19 protein-coding genes are annotated in these 24,163 nt (G+C 63.5%); 14 read left to right on the forward strand and 5 right to left on the reverse strand.

Annotated elements, in window-relative coordinates; genetic code table 11:
* Positions 1–115: 115 nt before the first annotated feature.
* Complete coding sequence (locus H7I57_RS01355) at positions 116–1,030, reverse strand: TIGR03619 family F420-dependent LLM class oxidoreductase (protein ID WP_264021449.1); 915 nt, start codon at positions 1,028–1,030, stop codon at positions 116–118.
* A gap of 621 nt (positions 1,031–1,651) precedes the next feature.
* Between H7I57_RS01355 and H7I57_RS01360 the strand changes: the two genes are divergently transcribed.
* The 6 genes from H7I57_RS01360 to H7I57_RS01385 all read left to right on the forward strand — a co-directional run bounded on the left by H7I57_RS01360 (position 1,652) and on the right by H7I57_RS01385 (position 8,858).
* Entirely contained in the window at positions 1,652–3,325 is a 1,674-nt protein-coding gene (locus tag H7I57_RS01360) for a flavin-containing monooxygenase (protein WP_264021451.1), read from the forward strand.
* A gap of 32 nt (positions 3,326–3,357) precedes the next feature.
* Entirely contained in the window at positions 3,358–4,422 is a 1,065-nt protein-coding gene (locus H7I57_RS01365) for an alpha/beta hydrolase family protein (protein ID WP_264021452.1), read from the forward strand.
* 304 nt (positions 4,423–4,726) lie between these two features.
* On the forward strand, positions 4,727–6,178 hold the full coding sequence (locus H7I57_RS01370) for an aldehyde dehydrogenase family protein (RefSeq protein ID WP_264021500.1): 1,452 nt from the start codon (positions 4,727–4,729) through the stop codon (positions 6,176–6,178).
* 38 nt (positions 6,179–6,216) lie between these two features.
* Positions 6,217–7,125 (forward strand): enoyl-CoA hydratase, encoded by a 909-nt coding sequence (locus tag H7I57_RS01375; RefSeq protein ID WP_264021453.1) that lies wholly within the window; start codon positions 6,217–6,219, stop codon positions 7,123–7,125.
* A 46-nt stretch (positions 7,126–7,171) separates the two neighbouring features.
* Positions 7,172–8,347, forward strand: coding sequence for a thiolase family protein (locus H7I57_RS01380; protein ID WP_264021454.1), 1,176 nt, complete (start codon positions 7,172–7,174; stop codon positions 8,345–8,347).
* Positions 8,348–8,528: 181 nt separating this feature from the next.
* Positions 8,529–8,858, forward strand: a complete 330-nt coding sequence (locus H7I57_RS01385; protein WP_264021456.1) for an SRPBCC family protein — start codon at positions 8,529–8,531, stop codon at positions 8,856–8,858.
* A 53-nt stretch (positions 8,859–8,911) separates the two neighbouring features.
* Here the strand turns inward: H7I57_RS01385 and H7I57_RS01390 are convergent, their stop codons facing one another.
* Positions 8,912–9,709: an SDR family oxidoreductase gene (locus H7I57_RS01390; protein ID WP_264021457.1), complete on the reverse strand. Its 798-nt coding sequence runs from the start codon at positions 9,707–9,709 to the stop codon at positions 8,912–8,914.
* A gap of 422 nt (positions 9,710–10,131) precedes the next feature.
* Between H7I57_RS01390 and H7I57_RS01395 the strand changes: the two genes are divergently transcribed.
* Together H7I57_RS01395 and H7I57_RS01400 are read left to right on the forward strand one after the other, a co-directional pair.
* Positions 10,132–11,637, forward strand: a complete 1,506-nt coding sequence (locus tag H7I57_RS01395) for a class I adenylate-forming enzyme family protein (protein WP_264021458.1) — start codon at positions 10,132–10,134, stop codon at positions 11,635–11,637.
* A 94-nt stretch (positions 11,638–11,731) separates the two neighbouring features.
* Entirely contained in the window at positions 11,732–12,529 is a 798-nt protein-coding gene (locus H7I57_RS01400; protein WP_264021459.1) for an SDR family NAD(P)-dependent oxidoreductase, read from the forward strand.
* Positions 12,530–12,542: 13 nt separating this feature from the next.
* Here H7I57_RS01400 and H7I57_RS01405 read toward each other — a convergent pair whose 3' ends face one another.
* On the reverse strand, positions 12,543–14,036 hold the full coding sequence (locus H7I57_RS01405; protein ID WP_264021460.1) for an aldehyde dehydrogenase: 1,494 nt from the start codon (positions 14,034–14,036) through the stop codon (positions 12,543–12,545).
* A gap of 274 nt (positions 14,037–14,310) precedes the next feature.
* Here H7I57_RS01405 and H7I57_RS01410 point away from each other — a divergent pair, with 274 nt between their 5' ends.
* The 6 genes from H7I57_RS01410 to H7I57_RS01435 all read left to right on the forward strand — a co-directional run bounded on the left by H7I57_RS01410 (position 14,311) and on the right by H7I57_RS01435 (position 22,441).
* Complete coding sequence (locus H7I57_RS01410) at positions 14,311–15,594, forward strand: amidohydrolase family protein (RefSeq protein WP_264021462.1); 1,284 nt, start codon at positions 14,311–14,313, stop codon at positions 15,592–15,594.
* 43 nt (positions 15,595–15,637) lie between these two features.
* Positions 15,638–16,045, forward strand: a complete 408-nt coding sequence (locus H7I57_RS01415; RefSeq protein ID WP_264021463.1) for a Zn-ribbon domain-containing OB-fold protein — start codon at positions 15,638–15,640, stop codon at positions 16,043–16,045.
* A 49-nt stretch (positions 16,046–16,094) separates the two neighbouring features.
* On the forward strand, positions 16,095–17,276 hold the full coding sequence (locus H7I57_RS01420; protein ID WP_264021466.1) for a thiolase C-terminal domain-containing protein: 1,182 nt from the start codon (positions 16,095–16,097) through the stop codon (positions 17,274–17,276).
* A gap of 65 nt (positions 17,277–17,341) precedes the next feature.
* Entirely contained in the window at positions 17,342–19,669 is a 2,328-nt protein-coding gene (locus H7I57_RS01425) for a CaiB/BaiF CoA transferase family protein (protein ID WP_264021467.1), read from the forward strand.
* Between the two features lie 67 nt (positions 19,670–19,736).
* Complete coding sequence (locus tag H7I57_RS01430; RefSeq protein WP_264021468.1) at positions 19,737–20,951, forward strand: amidohydrolase family protein; 1,215 nt, start codon at positions 19,737–19,739, stop codon at positions 20,949–20,951.
* A 5-nt stretch (positions 20,952–20,956) separates the two neighbouring features.
* A complete protein-coding gene (locus H7I57_RS01435) occupies positions 20,957–22,441 on the forward strand; it encodes an aldehyde dehydrogenase (protein WP_264021469.1) in 1,485 nt (494 codons plus the stop codon).
* Between the two features lie 6 nt (positions 22,442–22,447).
* Here the strand turns inward: H7I57_RS01435 and H7I57_RS01440 are convergent, their stop codons facing one another.
* Both H7I57_RS01440 and H7I57_RS01445 read right to left on the reverse strand, forming a co-directional pair.
* Positions 22,448–23,617, reverse strand: a complete 1,170-nt coding sequence (locus H7I57_RS01440; RefSeq protein ID WP_264021470.1) for a thiolase C-terminal domain-containing protein — start codon at positions 23,615–23,617, stop codon at positions 22,448–22,450.
* Positions 23,614–24,048 carry a Zn-ribbon domain-containing OB-fold protein gene (locus tag H7I57_RS01445; RefSeq protein ID WP_264021471.1) on the reverse strand — a complete coding sequence of 145 codons (435 nt, stop codon included), beginning with the start codon at positions 24,046–24,048 and terminating at the stop codon, positions 23,614–23,616. The genes H7I57_RS01440 and H7I57_RS01445 overlap by 4 nt, the downstream gene beginning before the upstream one ends.
* Between the last annotated feature and the right edge of the window lie 115 nt (positions 24,049–24,163).

A 24,163-nucleotide genomic window follows, 5' to 3' on the forward strand; every position in this document is an offset into this window, starting at 1 on the left:
TACGGCATCGTGCGCAAACTTCAACGCGCACTGGCTCATTGGATCGGCACCTGCCCACTATGCCACCACACCTTCCCCACCTAACAAAGTACTACTAGGTCACAGCCGGGTGCGTTCACCGGGCTGCGGATGTGACGAACCGGTCTGCGAAGTCGCGCAGATTCGCGATCACCTCGTGCCGGTCGTCGCCGACCGCGGAGACAATGACCCAGGTGACTCCGGCGCTCTCCAGTGCGGCCAGCACCGCCTGCTGCTCGTCAGTTGACTTGCCGTCAAGCATTACCGACGCCGAAAAGCAGATGTCCAGCGGTTGTGTCCGCCCGATGCTGGCGCCGTAGGCGCGGGCCCAGTCGATCGCCGACTTCAGTTCGTCGACAGTTGCGATTCCCGCCGTCCGCGAAGCGGCCTCGTAGCCGACAGTGTTGAACGGTGCCCAGCCCTCGTATCGTGACACCGCGCGGCGTACGGCGATCTTGCTGTTGCCTCCGATCCAGACCGGCGGCGGTGACCCTCCGGGAGGAAGGGGGCGGAACCGAACGCCGCGGGCCGAGAAGCGCGAGCCGTCATAGGCGACGTCGTCGCCGGTATAGATCTTGGCGAGGACGTCGAGCGCCTCGTCCAGCAGTGCGCCACGGGTCTCGAAATCAACGCCAAGGGAACGGTATTCGGGCTTTAGATATCCAGCCCCCGTGCCGAGGATCAAGCGGCGGCCGGAGAGCATGTCGAGGCTCTGAATTAGCTTCGCCCCGAGGAAGGGGTTGCGGTAGGCGGCCACATAGATGTTCGTCAAGAGCCTGATGGTGGACGTCCTGGCAGCGGCGAACGACAAGGCGACGAAGGGGTCAAGGGCGTGGTGGCCGCCGTGATCAAGCCACTTCGCGTCCGGCGCCGGATGATCGGTCACGTGGACGGCGCCATATCCACAACTTTCCGCTGCGTTGGCGATCTCGGCGATCGCCTCGGCGGTAACGAACTCTGCGGCAGCCTCGACCTTTGTTGTCGGCAGCTCGAACGAGTAGTGGAGAGTCACGCTTGGGTGTCCTTTCGGAGGATTGCTTGCTTGTGGCGGCCCCGCATCGGCTATTGCCAGGCGGCTAGGTGTTGTCGATGCCCGTTGGTCCGAGTCCGAGGAGGCGCGCCAGTTGCGAGATCGTCTGGGTGAGCACCTAATTTGGGCAATAGCGACCGCCCGGCTTGCCCGGCGTCCGATTCCCGCCAATTGTCCGCCCCGCGTCGAACGACCGGGCGTTCGGGTTCGATCCACGGCCGTCATGTCGGCGGTTGACTGAGCAGTGGGCGACGGTCACACCGGCGGCACGTGCAGCCGCAGGAGACCTGGCGACGTTCCGGATCGCCCCGCGCTGTGCCTCGGTGGCGACTGCCGGCAAGGTGCTGTCCAGCGCTACGGCACCGCCCGGGCATTCCTCAGTGACCACAGCCGCAATCAACGGATCGAGCAGGTCGGCGAGGCTGGGCTGGGGCATTCGAGGTCCTCGATCTGTTAGATGGCGGGGGTGGTCAGATGAGGCATCAGAGCCTTCCGGCGGCGAGAACTAGAATTCTCTCTGGACGATATCGAGCATTTGCGTAGGATGCCATGGCATGCGCGCGGCATGGATAGCGCATGGGATTCATAGAAGAAGGAGCCACCGTGGTTAACGCCGATACGGCCGTCGCGAATGTGAATCAGAGTTCGGGCGAGACCGACTTCGATGTCGTCGTCATCGGAGCCGGATTCGCTGGCCTCTACGCACTGCATCGATGCCGTGAAATGGGCTTTCGTACGGTCAGCCTCGAGAAAGCTGACTCGGTGGGTGGCACGTGGCTGTTTAACCGGTATCCGGGTGCGCGATGCGATATCGAGAGCATTGAATATTCCTACAGCTTCTCCGAGGAGATCCAGCAGGAGTGGGTGTGGACGGAGAACATGCCCGCTCAGCCCGAGATCGAGGCGTATCTCAACTTCGTCGCCGACCGGCTCGACCTTCGCCGCGACATCAAATTCACCACCCATGTAGTGGCCATGCAGTTCAGTGACACTGACGCGGCGTGGACGATCCGCACCGAGGGCGGGGAGATTTTCACCGCTGGCTTCGTGATCGCGGCTTCGGGGATCTTGTCCGTGCCTCTCGAACCCACCATCGAAGGCATGGAGTCATTCGGCGGAGAGTCGCTGTTCACCAACCGCTGGCCCCGCGACAAAGTCTCCTTTGCGAACAAGCGGGTTGGCATCATTGGCACCGGATCGACAGGTGTACAGGCAATCCCCGTCGTCGCCCGGGAGGCGGCACATCTCACCGTGTTCCAGCGCTCGCCCGCCTACACGTTGCCCTGGGAGGTCCGCAGTCTTGACGACGGCGAACTTGACGAGATGAAAGCTCGCTACCCGGAGATCAGGGCGGCCCAGCGGGAGCACTTCGTCGGCGCAGCCAGGTTGACCGCCTTTTCGTTCATGCTCGGCATGATGGAGCGTCCGCGTCTGCTGGCCACATCCGAAGAAGAGCGCCAGCGCGCGGTTGAAGACGACGGTGTCAAGGGGGCACTGAACTGGAGTGATGTCTTCACCGACATGGAAGCCAACGACCTTGCGCGAAGGCTTTACGGTCGGGCTATCGCCAGAATCGTCACGAATCCGGACACTGCCGCGTCGCTGGTGCCCAGCCACGCGTTCGGTTGCAAACGGCCGATCATCGACCAGGGGTACTACGAGACCTATAACCGCGACAACGTCACATTGGTCGACCTGCGCAAGGGGGCGCTGAAGCGGGTGATCCCCACCGGCATCGAAACCGAGCAGGGTACCTATGACATCGATGTGATCATCTTCGCCACGGGCTTCGACGCCATGACCGGCGCGCTGACCAAGATGGATATCCGCGGGCGCCTGGGGCAGTCGCTGCGTGATCGATGGAGCAGCGACGGCGCCGGCTCCTACCTGGGATTGGCGGTGGCTGGCTTCCCCAATATGTTCGTCGTCCAGGCCCCCGGCAGCCCCGCTCCGTCGAGCAATTACATAGCTGTGATGGAGGCCAACGTCGAATGGATAACCGATTGTCTGGCCCACCTTCGGCACCGGGGCCATCGCACCATCGAGGCGACAGCACAGGCTCAGCAGGAGTGGATGGAGCACACCACCTCGATGGTGAAGGGATCGTTGTTCACCCATCCCTCCTGTAACTCCTGGTACAACGGGGGCAACGTGGCCGGCAAGAAGAAGATGTACATGGGCTACATAGCGGGGGTACCCGAATACCGTCGACGCTGTGACGTGGCCGCGGCCAACGGATATGCCGGCTTCGACATCGATTCGGCGCCATCGACGTGATCCCGCTGCGGCAGGCGGCCCGTGATTTCGGCATGGTTGTGCCGCGCTCGCTCGCCGAGGTTCGCGCAGGCCCAGGATGGGAGCCCCTGCAGCCCAGTGGTATTCGCCGAGTGGCTGAAGTCGCGATCGACGAGATGGCGCTCGCTGGAATGACGCTGACGGGACCGATGGGTGGGCTAGGGCGTCCGGTGCAGGATTACGAGCGGGTCGCTGCCGAACTCGTCTCGCTCGGCATCGGCCGCGCACACGTCGATCCTGCCGTCCTGTGCCCCAGGGCTACCACATCGCACCGTCTCGGCCGCGTGCGCTATGAAAGGATGACCTACCGCCACCGTCCCGGCCTGCCCCCCGTGCTTGAGGCCGAGGGCCTCGGGGGGCCCGCTGACGGTGTGGTGCATCTCATCCGGCACAGCGACGGTCCGCGGCCCTGGCTGATATGGGTGCACGGTACGGGAATGGGTGGACCCGCCGACATCGCCGCGTCCCGGTCCTACCGATTTTTCAGCAAACTGGGATTAAATATCGCCCTGCCCATCCAACCGGGCCAGGGCATCCGTCGTCGGGCCTGGCCGGCCTACCCGGCCGTCGATCCGATCGACAATGTCGCCGGAATGATGCGCACGATCTCGGAGGTACGCGCCGTTGTCCGGTGGGTCCAGCCGCAGGCGACCAGCGTCGCTGTCGCCGGGCTGTCGTTGGGCTCGGCGGTCGCCGCGTTCGTTTCATACCTCGAGCCTCAAGTGGACGCGGTCGCACTGTACGTGCCGATTCTCGGACTCAATCAGATGATCGCCCAACATCAGCAACGCTGGGGTAGCGCGGGCGCCGAGCTCGGCCGGGTCATGCAGTCCGACGCGGTGTCAGCCCTCACGTCCGTCGTTGACCCCCTGGCCGTGGAACCGGCTGCACCGGCCGACCGTCGGTTGATCGTCGGAGCGTGGCACGACCGGATGGCGCTGCGGCGCCCAGCCGAGGCTCTGAACGAGAAATGGAAGGGAAAGCTGCACTGGCACGACGGTGGCCACGTCGGCGTTATGTTTTCCAGCACGGTCACCTCCATCACCGAGGACTTCCTTCGCCGGGTTGCGTCAACATGAGCCAACTCGCCTGCCCGCCCGCAGTGTCGGAACGCTTCGGCGACCTGCCGGCAGTTGTTCGCGCCCGCCGTGGCGGTGCCGACGGCGGTTGGGATATGGCCGTTCTATATACTCGACGAGAAGATATGTTCTCGTTCGTGATCAGACTCGGGCCGGCGCTCGAAGAGCCTTCCAGGCTGACGGCCATCGCGTGCAGTGCTCCAGTCTCGTGCCGGAGCGTCCACCATGCAGCACTGCCTTTGCAATCTCGCTCGCGGCGCCGGACACCGCCTCTAACACAGGAGAATTCATGCACGAACACCGGATGCTCATCGACGGACAGCTGGTCGACGCCCAAGATGGCAAAACCTTCCAGAACATCAACCCGACCACCGAAGAAGTACTGGGTGATGTCGCCGACGGCTCTCGTAGTGATGCTGAACGCGCGGTAGCCGCGGCCCGGCGCGCATTCGACAACACCGATTGGGGCCGTGATCACGAAGGCCGTAAGCAGAGCCTTCTGCAGCTGCAGAAGGCTCTGGAGGCCGAGCGCGAGGAGTTCCGTGCAGAACTGATCGCCGAGGTCGGATGTCCGGTGCTGCTGACCCATGGCCCACAGTTGGACGCACCGATCAACGAGGCGATCAAATGGCCCGCCGAACAGATCGACACCTTCCCTTGGACGCGGTCGCTGGGGGAAAAGGACCCGTTTGGCTGGGGCATGATCGCCGAGCGGGAGGTCTGGAAGGAACCGGTCGGTGTTGTCGGGGTGATTGTTCCGTGGAACTTTCCGCTCGAGATCACCCTGAACAAACTCGGCCCGGTCTTGGCGATGGGCAATACCTGTGTGATTAAGCCCGCCCCGGATACCCCGTACAACGCGACGCGGTTGGGTCGGCTGATCGCTGAACACACCGACATCCCGCCGGGTGTCGTGAACATCGTCACCTCATCCGATCACTCGGTCGGCGAGATCTTGTCGACGTCTCCCGATGTGGACATGGTGGCCTTCACCGGATCTACTGCCACAGGGAAGAGAATCATGGCGGCCGCGTCGGGAACGTTGAAGTCGACGTTCCTCGAACTCGGTGGGAAGTCGGCGAACATCATTCTCGACGATGCGGACTTTCCATCGGCGGTTGGTACGGCGGCGGCGGTGTGTACCCACGGCGGCCAGGGCTGCGCAATCTCCACGCGACTGCTGGTGCCCCGATCGCGCTATCAGGAGGCGGTCGACATCGTCACCGAGGGTATGAAGAACATCGGTTACGGCGACCCCAACGATCCGTCGAACTTGCAGGGGCCACAGGTATCCAAGCGTCAGCAGGAGAGGGTGCTGAGCTACATCGAGAAGGGCAAGGCAGAAGGCGCGAAACTTGTCGTCGGCGGCGGGATTCCTGCCCATCTGCCCAAGGGGTACTTCGTCGAACCGACCCTATTCATCGATGTCGACAACAAGATGACGATCGCGCAGGAAGAGATCTTCGGACCCGTTCTGGTCGTCATCCCGTTCGACGACGACGACGATGCGGTCCGGATCGCCAACGACTCGCCCTACGGGCTGTCCGGGCAGATCAGCTCCGGCGATATCAACCGGGCGCGCGACGTGGCCAGCCGCATCCGCACCGGAACGCTAGGTCTCAACGGCGCGGTCTGGTACGGGGCGGACGCGCCATTCGGTGGCTACAAGCAGTCCGGCGTCGGGCGCCAATGCGGTATCGAAGGTCTGGAAATCTTTACGCAGACCAAGACTGTGGCGCTGCCGCCGGGAAGCTGACGCACCCAAAGCCCAACGCCGACAACCGGGAGTGCACTATGTCTGATTTTGAGTTCGTGAAATACGAGGTCCTCGATGAGGGGCGCATCGTGCGGATCGCATTGAATCGGCCCGAACAGCGCAATGCGCAGAGTCGCGGCATGCTCGTGGAACTCAACGAGGCATTCCTGCGGGCCGAAGCCGATGACCACGTCCGGGTCGTCATCTTGGCCGGTGAGGGTCCGATGTTCTCGTCGGGGCACGACATCGGCTCCAAACAGGCGATGGCTGAGTACACGCCAGGACCGGGGCAGCACCCCACCATGACAATCAACGGTGGCACTCGGGCGGGCACTGAGAGCCGCATGCTTCAGGAGTGGCACTACTTCTTCCAGAACACGCTGCGCTGGCGCAATCTGCGCAAGATCACCATCGCGCAGGTCCATGGCGATGTGTTCTCGGCGGGCTTGATGTTGATGTGGGCCTGCGATCTCATCGTCGGCAGTGAGGAGGTCCGATTCGCCGATGTGGTCGGGACTCGCCTCGGTATGTGCGGTATGGAGTACTTCGGCCACCCCTGGGAGTTCGGGCCGCGCAAGACCAAGGAGCTCATGCTCACCGGGGATGCCATCGACATCCACGAAGCGCACCGGCTTGGCATGGTGAGCAAGGTGTTCCCGCGCGATGAACTACCGGAGCGCACTCTGGACATGGCCCGCCGGATCGCCTCGGTCCCGACGGTGGCGGCCCTGCTGATCAAAGAGTCGGTAAACCAGACGGTCGACAACATGGGCTTCTACAACTCGCTGCAGGCATGCTTCTCACTTCACCAGATGAACCACGCGCACTGGGCCGAGGTTCGTGACGACGGCGGGGCGGTTGCGGGTGAAGAGCAAGGCGTCCCCAACTGGAGAACAGCACCACCGATCGTCACCGCGGTCAAGGATCGGGTCCGCGTCGCCGAATAGCTCTATCTCACAACTTATTTCGTTGACAACTGATGAAAGGACTTTCATGCCGAAACCCGTCGTTGTAGGTGCCGCTCGTACTGCGATCGGCCGGGCCTTCAAAGGATCACTGGTGAACACCACTCCCGAGGAGCTAGCTACGACCATCCTGGAGGCTGTCGTCGAACGGTCTGGGGTCGATCCGGCGTCGATCGACGACATCATGTTTGCCGAATCACACTATGGGGGAGGCGATCTCGCGCGCTACGCTGCGGCAAAGCTCGGCATGAACACGGTGCCGGGCCAGGCGCTGAACCTGCACTGCGCCGGCAGCCTGACCGCGGTAGCCAACGCGGCCGCGCAGGTCAATTCCGGGATGGATCGCACGGTCGTTGCCGGTGGCGTGCAGTCGTTATCGATGATACCGCTGATGAAGGTCCGCATTCCAGGACCGGAGGCCGAATTCGAGGACATGTGGATCCCGCCGTCACATCCTGAGACGGCGGATGCACCTACCCGCGACATGCCGATCACGGTTGGGTGGAACACTGCGCAAGCTGTCGGAATCAGCAGGCGCGAGATGGACGAATGGGCGTTGCGGTCACATCAACGGGCAATCAAGGCGATCGATGACGGCGTGTTCGCCGACGAAATCGTTCCGCTCAAGATCACCGGACCCGATGGTTCGGTCACGAGTTTCACCGTCGATGAATCTCCCCGCCGCGGTACCACCATGGAGCGTCTGGAAGCTCTGCCGGTGTTGCACCCTGAGATCCCAGAATTCTCGATCACAGCGGGCAACAGCAGCGGCACCAATGACGCCGCGGCGGCGATGGTCGTGATGGACTCCGAGATCGCGTCGTCGGCAGGGCTCAATGCACTGGGGGTCGTCCGGGCTTGGGCAGCGGCCGGCGTCGAGCCGAAGGACACCGGCCTCGGGGCGGTCTTCGCGATCGGCAAGGTGCTCGACCGCACCGGATTGTCGGCCGGCGATGTCGCCCTCTGGGAGATCAACGAAGCTTTCGCATCGGTTCCGATCGCGGCATGCCGTGAGTTCGGTATCGACGAGGAACTGGTGAACATTTACGGCAGTGGGTGCAGCCTGGGGCATCCCATCGCGGCCAGCGGTGCGCGGATGCTCACCACACTCTTCTACGAGTTGAACCGTCGAGGTGGTGGGATCGGTGTGGCTGCTATGTGTGCCGGCGGCGGCCAGGGCGGCGCCGTTGTCATCGAGGTCTGACCGACGTGACGATGTCTCGACACGATGAGAATGTGGGATTGTGGGCCGGTCGATTTGGTCGAGCTGAGTCGACCGACGCTAAGGGTCGCTGTCGATATTCCGGTACAACCGGATCAGTTGTTCGAGATCCTCGAGGATGCGGCGGCCTGGCCGCGGTGGTTGACCGCGATCACGAAAGGTGGTGTGGACCAGTCCCGACCCGAAGGGGGTCGGAACGACCCGCACGGTTGATATCGGGCGTGCGTTCGTCGCTAACGAGGAATTCATCTGTTGGGAGACGAATCAACGGATGGCTTTTCGGTTCACCGATTGCTCGCGGCCGGTCTTCCGCGCCTTCGCCGAAGACTATCGAATCGAGCCAGCCGATGGTGGATGCAGACTTACGTGGTCTGTGCTGGTCCGGCCGCGCGGAATCCCGGAGTCGGTGATAAAGGTCATGAGCCCGATCCTGGTGATCAGCTTGAGACGGAACCTGAACCGGTTGCGCGCGTACGCCGCAGTCGATACCTAGATGAGATTTTTGACGGTACGACCTTCAACCAACGTTGCTTTCCAGTACGTCGCTCAGTTGATATGCCGCGGTGCCAGGGTGACCGATTCCGCCACCACCGAAGGATTGTCACGGGCGGCTGCCACCAGCGATGCGAGTGCGTTTGCGACGTCGGCAACCGCCGACATCTGAGACGGGATCTGGCCATGATCTTTCCATGTGCTGTACAGCTCGGCCAGCAAATGCCGGTCAGCGCCGCGCAGGATTTCGGTGTCGGTGGTGGGTCCGATTGCGGCCCTGATGAGTGCAAGCTCCGGATGCTCACCGCGCCAAGAGCGCAGCACCTCGTCCAGTGCCGCCTTGCTCGCATTGTAGGCAGCGACCCCTGCTCGTGGACGACCGACGTCGTGACTGGAGGCGATCAGGATCACCGACGACGACGAGAGGTGGGGCAGTGCGGCGCGCAGCACGTGCGACGCGCCGACTGCGTTGACCGAGAATGCGTGTACCCAGGTGGTCACGTCGGTGTCGTGGATACGTGCGAACGGCAGGAAAGTGGACGTGAAGACCACGGCATCGAGGCCGCCGAGCGCGGCGGCCGCGTCCTCCACGATCTTCTCAATCTCGCGGGGGCGCGAGACATCGAGTTCATAGGCGAAGCCATTCAAGCTGTCGGCCAACGGTTTGAGCCGTTCGATGCGACGTGCCGCCAACGCGACCGCGGCTCCGCGGGCAGACGCCGCGATAGCGAATGCCTCACCGATTCCTGACGATGCGCCGACGACCAGTGTCCGCAAGCCGGCAAGATCTTGATAGCGGGCTGCCGGCTGGGACGTGGCGAGCTGACTCGCGGCTTCATCGTGATCGCCCACGCCCAGAGGATCCTTCCGTTCGTACGCCGTCGAGACACTCGCCCGTCGTTAGGGCACAGATTTGTGCGGCGTCTCGTCACCCCTATGAGAGGATAAACAAGCGGTACTTGAGAATGGAGATTACCACAGCAATTGTTTCGCTGTTGGGTGCTCCATGGGCGGACTCGAATAGCCTCGCGCGCTCGCAGCCACGATGATCAACGCTGAGATTCTTTTCACTACCTGCACCTTCGGCTAACAATAGGCGCTGATGGACATTAGTCACTTAGTGACGTTAGAGTATGCAGGATTCAGTGGTGAGGTTGCAGTGGGCGGCATCCGTTCCGGAGTGGCTTAGGTAATTGCTATGAGGCAACACCGCCGACGGATAGGTGGGCACAAGGCGGAGTCCGTCGGCTGATCACGAGAGAAGAGGTTTGTTCGTGAACGTGTCGATACTGCTCGATATGGTGGTCGACGGCATGGGCGACCGCCCCCTTCTGGGGAGGAAGGGGCAAACGTACACGGCATCAGAGGTATCCGCGTTATGCGACACGGCGGCAGCCTCACTGACCGCACAAGATGTGAAGGCGCTGGTATACCTCGACATCAATGGGCCGTGCTTCACGATCGCTTTGTTCGCCGCTGCCCGGGCCGGCATCCCCCTTGTGCCGTTGAACTATCGGCAGAGCACCGAACAGATGGCCGGCTTACTCGCTAAGCATCCGGGCGCGCTGGTGATAACCTCCGAACAATTTGAAGCCACTTGTTCAGCCGCTGGACTGAAGACAGTCACCAGCGACGACTGGCTTGCCAAGTTGGCCGCGAACCCCGCCGGCTCGCCGTACGTTGCCGCGGAGGATCCTGCGGCCCCGGCCGCCATCATTTACACCTCGGGCACAACGTCGGAACCCAAGGGAGTTGTGCTCAGGCACGAGAATCTCACCAGCTACGTGATGGGTTCCGTCGAGTTCGCTGGCGCGTCTGATTCCGAGGCAGCGCTGGTAAGTGTGCCTCCATACCATATTGCTGCTGTGGCGAACGCCATCACGAATTTCTACGCCGGACGGCGAGCCGTCGTTCTGGAGCAGTTCAGTGGTGAGGAGTGGCTGGAAGTGGTCCGCTCCGAAGAGATTACGAACGCGCTGGTCGTTCCCACCATGCTCGCGCGGATTATCGACGCCGATGGCGATCACCGCGTGCCGTCGCTGCGGACTCTTTCGTATGGCGGCGCGGCGATGCCCCGGCGGGTTATCGAGAAGGCGCTCGCCGAATGGCAGCACGTCGGTTTCGTCAACGCCTACGGTCTCACCGAAACGAGCTCAACGATCGCGGTGCTAGGCCCGGAGGACCATCGAGCTGCCGTCGACTCTGCCGACCAGCACGTCCGGGACAGACTCGGGTCCGCCGGACAGGTCCTACCCACCGTCGAAATCGAGATCCGGGGGGCAGATGGGACGGTGCTCTCCGCCGGTGAGGTGGGCCGCATCTGGGTGCGCGGCGAGCAGGTGTCGGGTGAGTACTCGGGAACCGGTTCTGTGTTGGATGGCTCCGGCTATTTCGATACCCGCGACGAGGGGTACATAGACGCCGACGGCTATCTGTTCGTCGGCGGTCGAGCAGACGACACCATCATTCGGGGCGGCGAGAACATCGCACCGGCAGAAATCGAGGCCGTCCTGCTCGCCCACGAAGCCGTTGCCGACGCCGTGGTCGTGGGCGTTGCGGATATCGAATGGGGACAACGGTTGGAAGCCGTCATCGTCAGAGCCCCGAACACACGCATCGCGCCAGACGACCTACGGGAGTTCGTCAGAACACGACTACGCGGATCCAAGACCCCCGACACGATTCACGTCTGGCATGAGCTGCCCCGTACCGAAACGGGCAAGTTGGTGCGGCGGCACGTACTCGCGAAGTTGAATTCGACGTCGGAGCTCTCGTCCTGACCGGGCAAGCCGGCGCGGCGAGAGGTGTTTCCACATGAGTGCCAACAGAGGTGATCTCGTGTCGACATCGTCACTCGAAGGGCATGTCGCCCTGGTGACGGGCGCGGGTCGGGGGATCGGTCGCGCGCACGCCCTGCTGATGGCGCAGCGCGGCGCGAAGGTCGTGGTGTCCGACCTGGGTGTCGGCTTGGATGGTGATGGCGGGGACGGCAGCGTGGCCGAGGGCGTGGTCGCCGAGATCGTTGCCGCCGGTGGCGAGGCTGTCGCAGATTGCAACGACATCGCCTCATTCGCCGGTTCGGCTGCAGCCGTCCACACGGGGGCGCAGGCGTTCGGCAAGGTCGACATCGTCGTCAACAATGCTGGGCTCCCAGGCGGCGCGGCGATTGAGGACCTCACCGAGGAACAACTCCGACGCGCACTTGCGCTGCATTTGTATGGCCCGCTCGGGGCGGCCAAAGCCGCGTGGCCGATGATGCGGGCGCAGGGTTGGGGCCGGGTGATCAACACCGTCTCCGAAGAGGCGTTTCCGGGAAAAGCCGATCTCGGTCAAGGTGGACTCGGCCTTATCTACGGCCCGGCGAAGGCAGCGGTATGGTCGGCAACCATCGGCCTGGCCAGCGAGGGCCGGGCGTGCGGAGTCACTGTCAACGCCATCTCGCCGGGGGCGTTCACCCGCATGAACGCAAGTGTGTTCGACAAGTCGCCAACGACCCTGGACCTCGATCCGGTCCACGTCGCCCGGGTGGCGGCGTGGCTCGCCTCCGACGACGCGACCGATATCACTGGCAAGGTGATTCACGTTGCCGGCATACACCGGCGCGAGTATTCGATGCGAAGGTACGCCGACACTGCAGTGATCGCTCGTATCGACGCTGCTATCGGTGAGTGACGTTTCCGCACCGCTATTTCAGGCTGTACCCGTCCGGGACATCCTCGAAGATCGAGAACTTGGCCTCGAGGTATTCGCCGAGGCCCTCCGTACCGCCTTCGCGGCCCAGCCCGGACTGCTTGAAGCCGCCGAAGCTGACTCCGAAGTCGGTGCGGCAGGCGTTGTGGCCGACCGTGCCGGCCCGCAGGCGGGCTCCTACGGCTTTGGCCCGGTTGACGTCGGCGGTGTACACCGATGCGTTCAGGCCGAAGACCGTGTCGTTGGCCAACGCGACTGCGTGGTCTTCGCTGTCGGCGGGAATCACCACCAGCACCGGTCCGAAGATCTCCTCCTGCGCGATCGTCGACTTGTTGTCGACGTTGGCGAAAAGTGTTGGCTCGACGTAAAACCCACGGTCGAGATGTTTCGGGCGCCCACCGCCGGCGACCAGTCGCTGGCCCTCGGCTACGCCCTTGGCGATGTATCCCTCGACACGCTCGCGCTGCCGTGCACCGGCCAGCGGGCCCATCTGGCTGTCCGCGGCGTATGGGTCTCCGACCTTGACCGCGGCGAACCCGGCGGCAATCGCATCGACGAGTTCGTCGTGACGCTCCTTGCCGACGATGATGCGTGTCAGCGAGGAGCAGACTTGGCCGGTAAGGAAAATCTCGTCGCCCACGATCTGCGCCGCCGCGGCGCCCAGATCCATGTCGTCGAGGATGACTGCCGCCGATTTGCCGCCGAGTTCCAGGGTGCACCGCGCCACCCGCTCCGCACAGATGCCTGCGATGCGCTTACCGGTCGCAGACGATCCGGTGAAGGCGATTTTGTCGACGCGCGGGTCGCGGACGAGGAGTTCGGAGACCGATCGTTCAGCAGTGAGGATGTTCAGCACACCGGGCGGCAGGCCGGCCTCCTTGGCGGCCTCCGCCATCAGGTATCCCTCGCCCGGCGCTTCGGACGCCATCTTCAGCACGACGGTGCAGCCTGCGATGAGGGCCGGGGCGATTTTGGTTGTCGACAGGAACAGCGGGCCATTCCACGGCACGATCCCGCCGACCACGCCGACTGGCTCGCGAGTCAACAGCCCGAAGGCGCCGCCGGCGGTCGGCATGGCCGGCTCTTCGAAGGAGTAAGTATCGGCCATCGACGCGTAGAATCGAAGCCGGTTGGCGGCGTCGGGGCAGTCGTTGACCGCATAGGCCATGATCATCCCGGATTCGCGGGGGAAGATCTGCAAGTTGCGCTCGTTCTTGGCCTCGAGCGCGTCGGCCAAGGCACGCATGTACTCAGCCCGCTGGGCCGGCGTCAGCCGGGGCCACGGCCCGGTGTCGAACGCGGTGCGTGCGGCCGTGACGGCCCGCTCGACATCGGCCGCCTGCGCTTCGGCGACCCGGAAATAGACATCCTCCGTGTGCGAATCGATAACGTCGATCATCGCGTCGCTGCTGGGCTTCGCCCAATCGCCGTCGATGAAGAACGTGTCAGTATTGGTCAGTGGCGCGGTGGGCAGTTGCGTCGTTGTCACATTGACCTCCGTGTCGTCATACGCGGTGTTCCCGTTGGCAACGGTACCGATGTGGGTTGCGATGCCGCCCCGAAAGCTGGATTCACGAACGGGTTTCGGAAACCGGCAAACCCGGGCTTCTTGGTGTTCTTGTATACACTAGCCCTATGTGCTTGTATACGACTATCGTGAGAATACGCGTTCTCCGAGTTTTGGCAGGAAGCATTCGCAGCGAACTCTCGCAGCACGTCGTTGACCACCTGATTACGAGCCGAATTTAGCGAAGGGACTAGCGATGGAAGCCGACGATCTCATCCTGATCAGTGTGGATGACCACATCAGCGAACCCGCGGACATGTTCGACGCACATGTCCCCGACAAATACAAGGAGTTTGCGCCGCGCGTCGTCGCTGAGGCCAATGGCACCCAGCAGTGGTACTACGGCAACATTCGGGGCCGTAACCTCGGGCTGAACGCCGTGGCGGGTAAACCCAGGGAGATGTACAACCTCGACGCGTCGCGCTATGACGACATGCGGCCCGGTTGCTACGACGTGCACGAGCGCGTGCGGGACATGAATGCCGGCGGCACGCTGGGCGGTTTGAACTTCCCGAACTTCACAGGTTTTTCGGGGCAGGTGCTCAATCAAGGCCCCGATCGCGACATCAACACCATCATGATCAAGGCGTACAACGACTGGCACGTCGACGAGTGGTGTGGCGCGTACCCGGGCCGATTCATTCCGGCGGGTCTTCTTCCCCTGTACGACGTCGAGGAAGCGGCCAAGGAGGTCAAGCGGCTGGCCCGCAAGGGCTGCCACGCCGTCGTGTTCTCAGAGAACCCCGAGGCGCTGAATATGCCTAGCATTCATAGTGATGCCTGGGATCCGCTGTTCAAGGCCGCCTCCGAAGAGGGCACGGTGATGTGCTGCCATCTTGGGTCGTCGTCGCGTACCCCCCAGCTCACGGCCGATGCACCACCGAATGCGGTGATGGCGGCTGCTCCGATCATGACGATGTTCACCATGCTCGACCTTATCTGGGCCGACTTCTGGAGCAAGTTCCCCGACCTGAAGTTCTCGCTCACCGAAGGCGACATCGGTTGGATCCCGTTCTTCCTGTGGAAGTCTGAGCACGTCCTCGAGCGGCAGAGCGGCTGGACCAAGCACAAGATGCCCCCGGGTTACGACACCCCAACCGACGTCTTCAAGAGGCACATCTTCTCGTGCTTCATCAACGACCAGGTCGGTCCGCACCTGCTCGACTGGTTCAACATCGAACACGTGTTCTGGGAGTCGGACTACCCGCACTCCGACAGCGAGTGGCCGAATTCGCCGGAGCAGGCGATCCGGACACTCGGGCACCTGCCCGACGACGTCATCAACAAGATCACCCACGAGAACGCGATCAACGCCTATCAATTCGATCCGTTCAAGTACCAGCCCAAGGAGCAGTGCACCGCCGGTGCGCTGCGCGCGCTGGCCACCGATGTCGACACAGTCACGATCGCCGGTCGCGCCGCCGACGAGCGCGATATTGACATGTGGAACAAGACCGAATGGGCGACCAACAAGAAATAGTGGGCTTTCTGGGCAGCGCGCTGACGAAGGGATACAGGTACGGGTGACGGCAGAAGCTGCCTCCGAGGAGGTGTTCGACCGCTTCACGACCGAGTGGATCGACCGCGACAACGTCGAGTTCTACCGTGGGCTACTGCGCTCTGAGTTGTTGGTGAATCGGTGCGGGGATTGTACGAAGTGGTTTCAGCCACCGTGGCCGACCTGCCCCAACTGTTGGTCATCCAACGTGACACCCACCGCGGTGAGCGGCAAGGGCGTGGTCCACACATTCACGGTCGCGCCGAGGGCCGAGCACGCACTGGCCGTCGTCTCGCTCGCCGAACAGGACGATCTGCGGGCCACGGGCCTCGTCGTGGGTGTCGCGCCCGCGGACGTGGACATCGGCATGGCGGTCGAGCTCGACTGGCTGGATCGTCGCGGCAATCCCGTGCCCGCCTTCAAGCCCGCATGACCAACGACCAGAACGGAATGGCGACCGACATGACGACAGCAGCGCCGCGATGACCAGGCGCTATCCCGCACGTGACCAGGTCGCCATCGTCGGCGTCGGCACCACGGAATTTTCCAGGGATTCTGGCCGCAGCGAGCTCGCCCTGGTCGTCGAGGCATGCCAAAACGCCATCAGGGACGCGGGCCTGACCAAGCACGACATCGACGGCCTATCCGGCGACGTCTTCCGCAACGAGATTCTCCAGAGCGCCCTGGGGATTCCGGAGACGGGGTGGGCGGTCAGCTGCCTGACCGCGTTCAACATCCAGATGACTAACGCGATGATGGCGGTCGCCTCGGGGGTGTGCGAGACGGTGTTGGTGCACCATTCGATGTACCGGACACCGATGTTGTCGGCATCGGCGGCCAAGGATCCGTTCCGCAAGCGTGCCGGCGACTATCAGCACGCGCGGCGCCCGCAGAGTTACTGGCCCGACTCGATTGCCGGCGAAGCTTCGGTGTACGCGCCGTGGGCGAGAAAGTATTTCGACACCTACAAGGCGCGGCCGGAACACCTGGGTTACATAGCGGTCAATGCCCGCAGCAACGCCCGGATGAATCCCCATGCGGCGGTTACTGATCCGCTGAGCATCGAAGACTATATGAAGGCGCCGATGCTGTGGGACCCACTGCGGATGCTTGACATGGAGTTCCCGGTGGACGGTTCCGACGCGTTCGTCGTCACCACCGCCGAACGGGCCCGCGACCTGCCGCACAAGCCGGTGCTCATCCACGCCGCCGTAGCAGGTCAGACCGATCGCACCGCGGAAGAGAACCTGCGCGACGTCGACCATTCCAGCCAAAAAGTGGTCAGCCGGCGGCTGTGGGATGTCAGCGAACTCACAATCGACGATGTCGACGTCTACAACCCGTTCGACGGGTTCACCATCACCACATTGAAGTGGTTCGAAGACATCGGCTGGTGCGGTCCCGGCGAGGCGGGAGACTTCCTCGACGACAACTGGGACGCCGCCTCGGGGCGGATCATGATCAACGGAAGGATTCCCGTTAACGCCCACGGTGGCAACATGTCTGAGGGCGCATCGCAGGGCAGCGGTCATATTCGTGAGGCCGTTCACCAGCTTCGCGGGAACGCCGGTCAGCGGCAGGTGGACCGAGCACGGGTCGCGTTGGTGACCTCGGGCGGGTTCTTCTTCACACCCGGTGCAGTGATGCTCCGCACCACGGATTGATCACAACGGTGGAGGCTGCGAGAATGGGCATTTCCGGCGACCGACAACCTTGGAGGATTTGAGACATGGCTGGGCCACTTGTGGGGCTACGGGTCATCGACTGTACGTCGGGAATGGCCGGCGCCAAGGCGGCCGGAATTCTCGCGGACTACGGTGCCGATGTCATTTGGGTCGAACCACCGGGCGGGGACCCGTTCCGGCGCGAACTCGAGGTGGCGTACTCGGTTTTCAACCGCAGCAAGCGCAGCATCACGCTGAACCTACAGGACTCTGGTGAGCGCGAGACACTCTTCGGCCTGCTCGAAGGCGCCGACGTGTTCATCCAGAGCTGGCAGCCCGGAGTTGCCGATCGTCTTGGGGTGGGCTATGAAGCTGTGCACGAACGCAATCCGGCCCTCGTCTATTGCTCCATCTCAGGATTCGGAGCCGACAGTGAGCACCGCGATCTGCCCGGTCACGAGGCACTCGTGCATGCCCTTCTCGGCACAATGGGCGATCAGGCGGGTTTCCGCGACGGTCCGATCTTCGTCGGCGTGCCGTCAGCGAGCTCTGGTGCGGCATATCTCGGACTCATCGGAATCTTGTCGTCACTGTACCGGCGCAAGAGCGATGGTTGGGGACGGCACGTGGAAACGTCACTTCTCGATGGCATGATCGCCTATGTCTCTCAGAGCTGGGGATACAGCGCTCACAACAAGCAGCGGTATCGCACGGGCGGAACACGGTTTTATATCAAGACACTCCGCTGCGCGGATGACGAGTACATCGGCGTGCATACCGCGGCCCGGGGCGCGTTCGACCGTCTGATGGCGTTGGTCGGTATTGACGATCGGGTGTTGCCGGTGGACGGTTCGGAGGCGAGCACGCCGCTGAGCGAGTCCGAAGCGATCGCGCTGGCGGAGATTCCCGGTATCTTCGAGACTCAGCCCCGGAAGGTCTGGCTGGAGCGACTGATCGACGCGAACATCTGCGCGATTCCCGTGCTGCGGCCGACCGAGGTGTTCGACGAGCCGCAGGCCGTCCACAACGAGATGGTCATCACCGTGTCCGATGCGGCGCTGGGGACCGTGCAGCAGATCGCGCCGCCGATTAAACACGGCCGCACTCCCGCCGTGGTGCGCGGCGGGGCACCGACAGTCGGCCAGCACACCGACGAAATTTTGGCCGAGTTGCGCTCGGGCACGCTACCCAAGCCGCCTGCCGCATCCGAACTTGGTCCTATCGATGAGCGACCGCTGCTGGCTGGGCTGAAGGTCCTCGACATCGGACACTGGTTCGCCGGGCCCTACGCATCGCGGTTGATGGCCGATCTTGGCGCCGATGTGATCAAGGTGGAGCCGCCGATCGGCGACCCGATGCGCGGCCTCGAGCGCCCGTTCAGCAGCGCGCAGGCCGGCAAGCGGGCGATGGGGGTCGACTTCAGAAACCCCGATGTGGGCGAGATCCGTTCGGGTCTGATCAAGTGGGCCGACGTGGTGCACCACAACCTGCGTCCCGGCGTCGCCGAGCGGCTGGGTATGGGCTATGAGCAGGTTCACGACCTGAACCCGGATGTGGTGTACCTGCACGCGACGGGTTGGGGAATTGGAGGCCCCGATGTCAACAGACAGAGCCTCGCGCCGTTGATGGCGGGATACGTCGGGGCCGACTATGAAGCGGCGGGTCTGTACAACCCGCCGGTAGACCCGGTCGCCAATGAGGACTCCGGCGGCGGCTTGCTCGGGGCCGTCGGCGCGCTCATGGCGCTGTGGAATCGGCACGAGACGGGGAAGGGTCAGTTCCTCGATTCACCGCATTTCCATTCCGCGATGGAAGACATGTGCCACGTCGTGCGCACCGGCGACGGAACCGTGCTCGGTGCAGGACGCCTCGATGCGCTGCAAATGGGCGTTGGGCCATTGCACCGGCTCTACGAAACCGCCGATGGGTGGATCGTCGTGGTTGCGGCCAACGACACGGACATCGCGGCGCTCGGGCGCGTGCTGGGGGTCGACATCCTCGGTGACGGGCGGTTCGCGACGCCGCAGTTACGGGAGGCCAACGCCTACGAGCTCGAGGACGCGCTCTTCGGACAGTTCCTCACTCGTTCGACGAGTGATCTGCTCGGCGAGCTGACCGCCGTGGGCGTTCCTGCCGCGGAGCCGGTGTACGAGAACAACCGGCGGTTCATGGACGATCCGGAGAATCTCCGACTCGGCCGCGTCGGTGAATTTGACCATCCCCGCTATGGCTTGACCCGGCAGCCCGCTCAGCTGATCAGGTTCCAGGGCGCAACGGTGCCTGCGCTGAGGCGGGCACCTGAACTCGGTGAGCACACCGACGAGATCCTGGCCGCGATGGGGATCCCGGCCGATGAGGTGGCCAGCCTGCGCGATGCCGGGGCCATCAGATGACCAGCTCGGCTCAGGGGCGAAAGTAATTGAGAGACAGATACTTCAGATTTCAGGGAGAGGAACGAAGATGACGACCGACATGGTGGCAGATGAGAAGATGTGGGTGCACTCGGGCGACGCACACGTGCTGGAACCGGACACCTTGTGGAGCGAGCGCATGACGGCCGACATGGCCGCGCGCATGCCTCGGAGCGAGAAGATCGACGAGCGGACCGAGGTCCTGCACGTCGACGGGCAGTCCTTCGAGCGCAAGATCGGGCGCAACCCCGAGATGACCAAAGAAGACCTGATTGCCGCGGGTGCGTGGGTCGAGGGCTCGGCACACCGGCAGGAAGGGATGACCTTCACCGAGATGGGCGGCTTCGATCGCCCGCCGGGCGCGTGGGATCTTGAGCTGCGTCTGAAAGACCTAGACCACGAGGGTATCTGGGGCGAGATCGTCTATCCGTCGATCGGTCTGTGGAACGGCTTGATCAAGGATCCGGTGCTGTACCGCGAAGGCGTCCGCGTCATGAACGACTGGCTCAAGGAGACGTTCGTCGACAAGACCAAGCGTTCGATTCCCGCGGCCGAAGTGTCGACCAGGTCTGTAGAGGACGCCGTCGCCGAGGTCAAGCGCGTCGCCGACATGGGGTTCAAGGCGATCAGTCTGCCGTCCGGGCTCGACGAGGACGGCATCGGCGACTGGAACTACGACGTGTGGGAACCGCTGTGGGCCGTCTGCGAAGAGATCGGGATGGTGCTTGGCATCCACATCGGCTCGGATGCAAAGGCGCCGGACGGTGGATCTCCGGGTTCGGTCTACCATGGTCCAGGCGGCGCGATTATCAACTGGGTCGAGACGGTATTCGGTGGCCAGCGCGCGACCACCATGCTCGTCGCCTCTGGCGCGCTCGACCGCCATCCCAACCTGAAGGTACTCGTCTCCGAGGGTGGTGCCACCTGGGTGCCGTTCATCGCCGACCGCATGGACGAGGCGTACCGGCAGCACGGCGTGTACGTGCGGCCCAAGCTGTCTCGGCTGCCGAGTGAGATCATCTACGAACAGGTGTATGCCTCGTTCCAGCACGACAAGTCCGCTGTGCAGGCCTACCTCGCGATGGGATACAAGAACGTCATGTGGGGTAGCGACTACCCGCACCTCGAGGGCACGTTCGGCCACACGCAGAAGGTGCTCCACGAGCTCTTCGACGGAGTGCCCGAGGAGGCTCGCTACCAGATCACCCAGGGCAACTTCCTCGATCTGTTCCCCAGCGTCGGCGAGCCGGAATTCGTGGCGTAGGTACGGTGGCGATCGCCAGCGGACCTGCCGCGCTGCTGAAGAACACCGACTGCCTCTTCCTCGGAGGCGAGTGGGCCGAGCCCTCCACCCGCAACAAGATCCGGGTGAGCGATTCGACCACCGAGGAAATCTTCCTCGAGGTCGCCGAAGCTCAGGCCGACGATATGAGTCGTGCGGTCGGTGCCGCCCGGGCTGCCTTCGACCATGGCCCGTGGCCACGCATGAAGCACGCCGAACGCGCCGTGTACCTGCGCGCCATCGCCGAATACCTGTTGACGCGCGGCGAGGACATCGGCCAAATATGGCCGCGGGAGACCGGTGCGCTGCAATCGGTGGCTCGTGCCGCAGGCCAGGACGGCTTTGACATCTTCACCTACTACGCCGATCAGGCGGACACCTTCGGGTGGGTGAAGCCGATGACACCGACCTTCGGTGGGGCCGGATTCCTGATCCGGGAACCGGTGGGTGTGGTGGGCGCCATCATCCCGTGGAACTCGCCGATGCGGCTGATCGGCTACAAGGTCGCTCCGGCATTGATCGCCGGATGCACGGTGGTGTTGAAGGCATCCCCCGAGGCGCCGGCAGAGGCGTATATCTTCGCCGAGGCCGTCGAGGCGGCCGGGTTACCGCCGGGTGTGGTGAATGTGATCACGGCTGACCGCGAGGTGTCCGAGCTGCTGGTGCGCGACCCGCGCGTCGATAAGATCACTTTCACGGGATCGACCGCTGCTGGGCGCACCATCGGGTCGATCTGTGGCGAGCGTGTCGCGCGCTGCACGCTGGAGCTCGGGGGCAAGTCGGCGGCGGTGATCCTCAACGACGTCGATATCGCAAAGACTGCAACACATTTGATGCGCCAGGAGTGCCTGCTGACGGGCCAGTCGTGTTCGTCGCTAACCCGTGTCATCGTGCCAGTCAAGCGTCACGACGAGATGCTGGAGGCGCTGGCCGCGGAATTCCGCGGGGTGCGTGTCGGCGACCCGTTCGAGCCGGATTCCCAGATCGGGCCGCTGGTGTCGGCGCGCCAGCGCGATCGGGTCGAGTACTACATCGCCAAGGGCATCGAGTCCGACGCCATCTTGGCGGCAGGCGGCAAGCGGCCCGATCATCTGCCGCGGGGCTATTACATCGAACCGACGGTTTTTGGCAACGTTGACAATTCGTCGGTGATCGCGCAGGAGGAGATCTTCGGCCCTGTGGTCAGCGTAATACCCGCGGTCGACGAGGACCACGCGGTCGAGCTTGCCAACGACAGCATCTTCGGATTGAACGCCTCGGTGTTCACCGACGATGTGGAACGTGCTATCGACGTTGCGAAACGACTGCGGGCAGGGACGGTGGGGCATAACGCCTTTCGCACCGACTTCGGGATCGCTTTCGGAGGCTTCAAGCAGTCGGGCATCGGACGCGAAGGTGGTACTGAGGGGATTCTGCCGTTCACGGAGTCGAAAACTCTCATCCTCAAGAGCAAGTCGGCAGTGTTGTCGTAACGCGGCTCACGGGATCTCGTTGCCGAGCACGAGAGTGCCTGACGCGGCAAAGTAGGCTGCGACGCCGTGGGCGATGCTGATGCGCACCCCTTCGACCTGTGCCGGCGCGGTGCCGCGCAGCTGACGGACCGACTCTTGGATTGCGAACATGCCGTACATGCCGGTGTGCGCGTAGCACAGGCCGCCACCGTTGGTGTTCATCGGGAGTGATCCGCCCGGTGCAGTGTTGCCGGCGGCGATGAACTCGCCCGCCTCGCCGCGGCCTACGAAGCCGAGGTCCTCTAGGCCGTAGATCGGATTGTGGGCGAACGCGTCGTAGATCATCAAGTGGTCGACATCGGCGTGGGTGATACCGGCCTCGGCGAAGGCGGCTGCACCCGACACCCGGAACGCCCGCGACGTCGTCATGTCTATCATCTGCGAGATCATCGGGGTCTCTGCTGACTCACCTGCACCTAGCAGGTAGACGGGGGGATGGGGCAGGTTCATGTCGCGTGCCCGTTCGGCTGTGGTCATGATGACCGCGCCGCCACCGTCGGCCACCAGACAGCATTCCATCCGGTGCATGGGGTAGGCGACCATCGGAGAATCGAGCACATCGTCGATGGAGATCGGTTCGCGCGCCATCGCCCGCGGGTTCAGCGCCGCCCATTTTCGCTGGACCACTGGCACCATGGCGAGCTGTTCGTGGGTAAGGCCGAAGTCCTTCATGTAGCGAAGCACGCCGATCGGGAACAGACTCGGCGCCCCGAATGGCCCGTACGGTCGTTCGAACTGCGCCCAGGGCGAGGTGCGGTCCACCGGCATGCCCGGGACCCCAACCCCGGAGCGCCCCGACTCTCCGTGAGTGATGAGCACGACATTGCACATGCCGGCCGCGATCGCCGCAGCGGCGTGGCGAACCAGCATCATGAATGCGCCACCACCGACTGACGTACTGTCGATCCACTTTGGGGTCAATCCCAGGTAGTAGGAGATCACCACGGGGCTGACCGGCGTGATGTTGACGCTACCGGTAGTCGCGACTCCGTCGATCTCTTTGGGATCGATTCCGCAGTCCGCCACCGCATTACGAGCGGCATCGAGGTGCAATCCGAGGACCGACATATCCGGGATCTTGCCCAGTCGGGTGGTCTCACTGGCGCCGACGATCGCGGCGACTCCACGGATACTCATCGTTGCGCTCCTGCCGGTTGAAACTGGGGAACGGTGATGTCACCGCGCTGTTCGAAGGTGACCTCCAGTGCCATATCAAGCACCAGGTTTTCGGGGATGTTCTCGACGCCAAGAATGTTGGACATCATCCGTGGGCCCTCATCGAGTTGCACCAGCGCAATCGCGTAGGGAGCATCGGCGGCGAATCCCGGTGCCGGGCGGTGGTTGATGACGTAGGAGTGCAGCGTGCCGCGGCCGCTCACGGCCTGCCAGGTGACGTCAGCCGACCAGCACGACGGGCAGAACGGCCGTGGGGGAAAGTAGAACTCGTCGCAGTGTGAGCAGCGCTGCAGCCGCAATTCCCCCTGCGCACAGCCGGCCCAGAACGGCTCAGTCTCGGGAGTCGGCTGTGGCGCGAATTTGGCTGCGTCCGATGACGTGTCAGATGCCATGGTGTCCTCATCTCCGCTCGGTGGTGGTCGACGTGAGCAGCGCTCCTGCGCGGTCTGCAGGATAACGGCGCGGATGCTTCAAAGTTGACTCGTGGGCCCGCCCGCGTGCATTATG

Origin of the sequence: Mycolicibacterium pyrenivorans, from assembly GCF_025821625.1 — a bacterium.
In the GTDB taxonomy this organism is placed as follows: domain Bacteria; phylum Actinomycetota; class Actinomycetes; order Mycobacteriales; family Mycobacteriaceae; genus Mycobacterium; species Mycobacterium pyrenivorans.

Coding starts and splice junctions, on each gene's coding strand:
- H7I57_RS01370 (WP_264021500.1), top strand. CDS start 4,727: ATGCTCATCGACGGACAGCTGGTCGACGCCCAAGATGGCAAAACCTTC.
- H7I57_RS01410 (WP_264021462.1), top strand. CDS start 14,311: ATGGAAGCCGACGATCTCATCCTGATCAGTGTGGATGACCACATCAGC.
- H7I57_RS01365 (WP_264021452.1), top strand. CDS start 3,358: ATGGTTGTGCCGCGCTCGCTCGCCGAGGTTCGCGCAGGCCCAGGATGG.
- H7I57_RS01440 (WP_264021470.1), bottom strand. CDS start 23,617: ATGAGTATCCGTGGAGTCGCCGCGATCGTCGGCGCCAGTGAGACCACC.
- H7I57_RS01425 (WP_264021467.1), top strand. CDS start 17,342: ATGGCTGGGCCACTTGTGGGGCTACGGGTCATCGACTGTACGTCGGGA.
- H7I57_RS01420 (WP_264021466.1), top strand. CDS start 16,095: ATGACCAGGCGCTATCCCGCACGTGACCAGGTCGCCATCGTCGGCGTC.
- H7I57_RS01430 (WP_264021468.1), top strand. CDS start 19,737: ATGACGACCGACATGGTGGCAGATGAGAAGATGTGGGTGCACTCGGGC.
- H7I57_RS01375 (WP_264021453.1), top strand. CDS start 6,217: ATGTCTGATTTTGAGTTCGTGAAATACGAGGTCCTCGATGAGGGGCGC.
- H7I57_RS01380 (WP_264021454.1), top strand. CDS start 7,172: ATGCCGAAACCCGTCGTTGTAGGTGCCGCTCGTACTGCGATCGGCCGG.
- H7I57_RS01445 (WP_264021471.1), bottom strand. CDS start 24,048: ATGGCATCTGACACGTCATCGGACGCAGCCAAATTCGCGCCACAGCCG.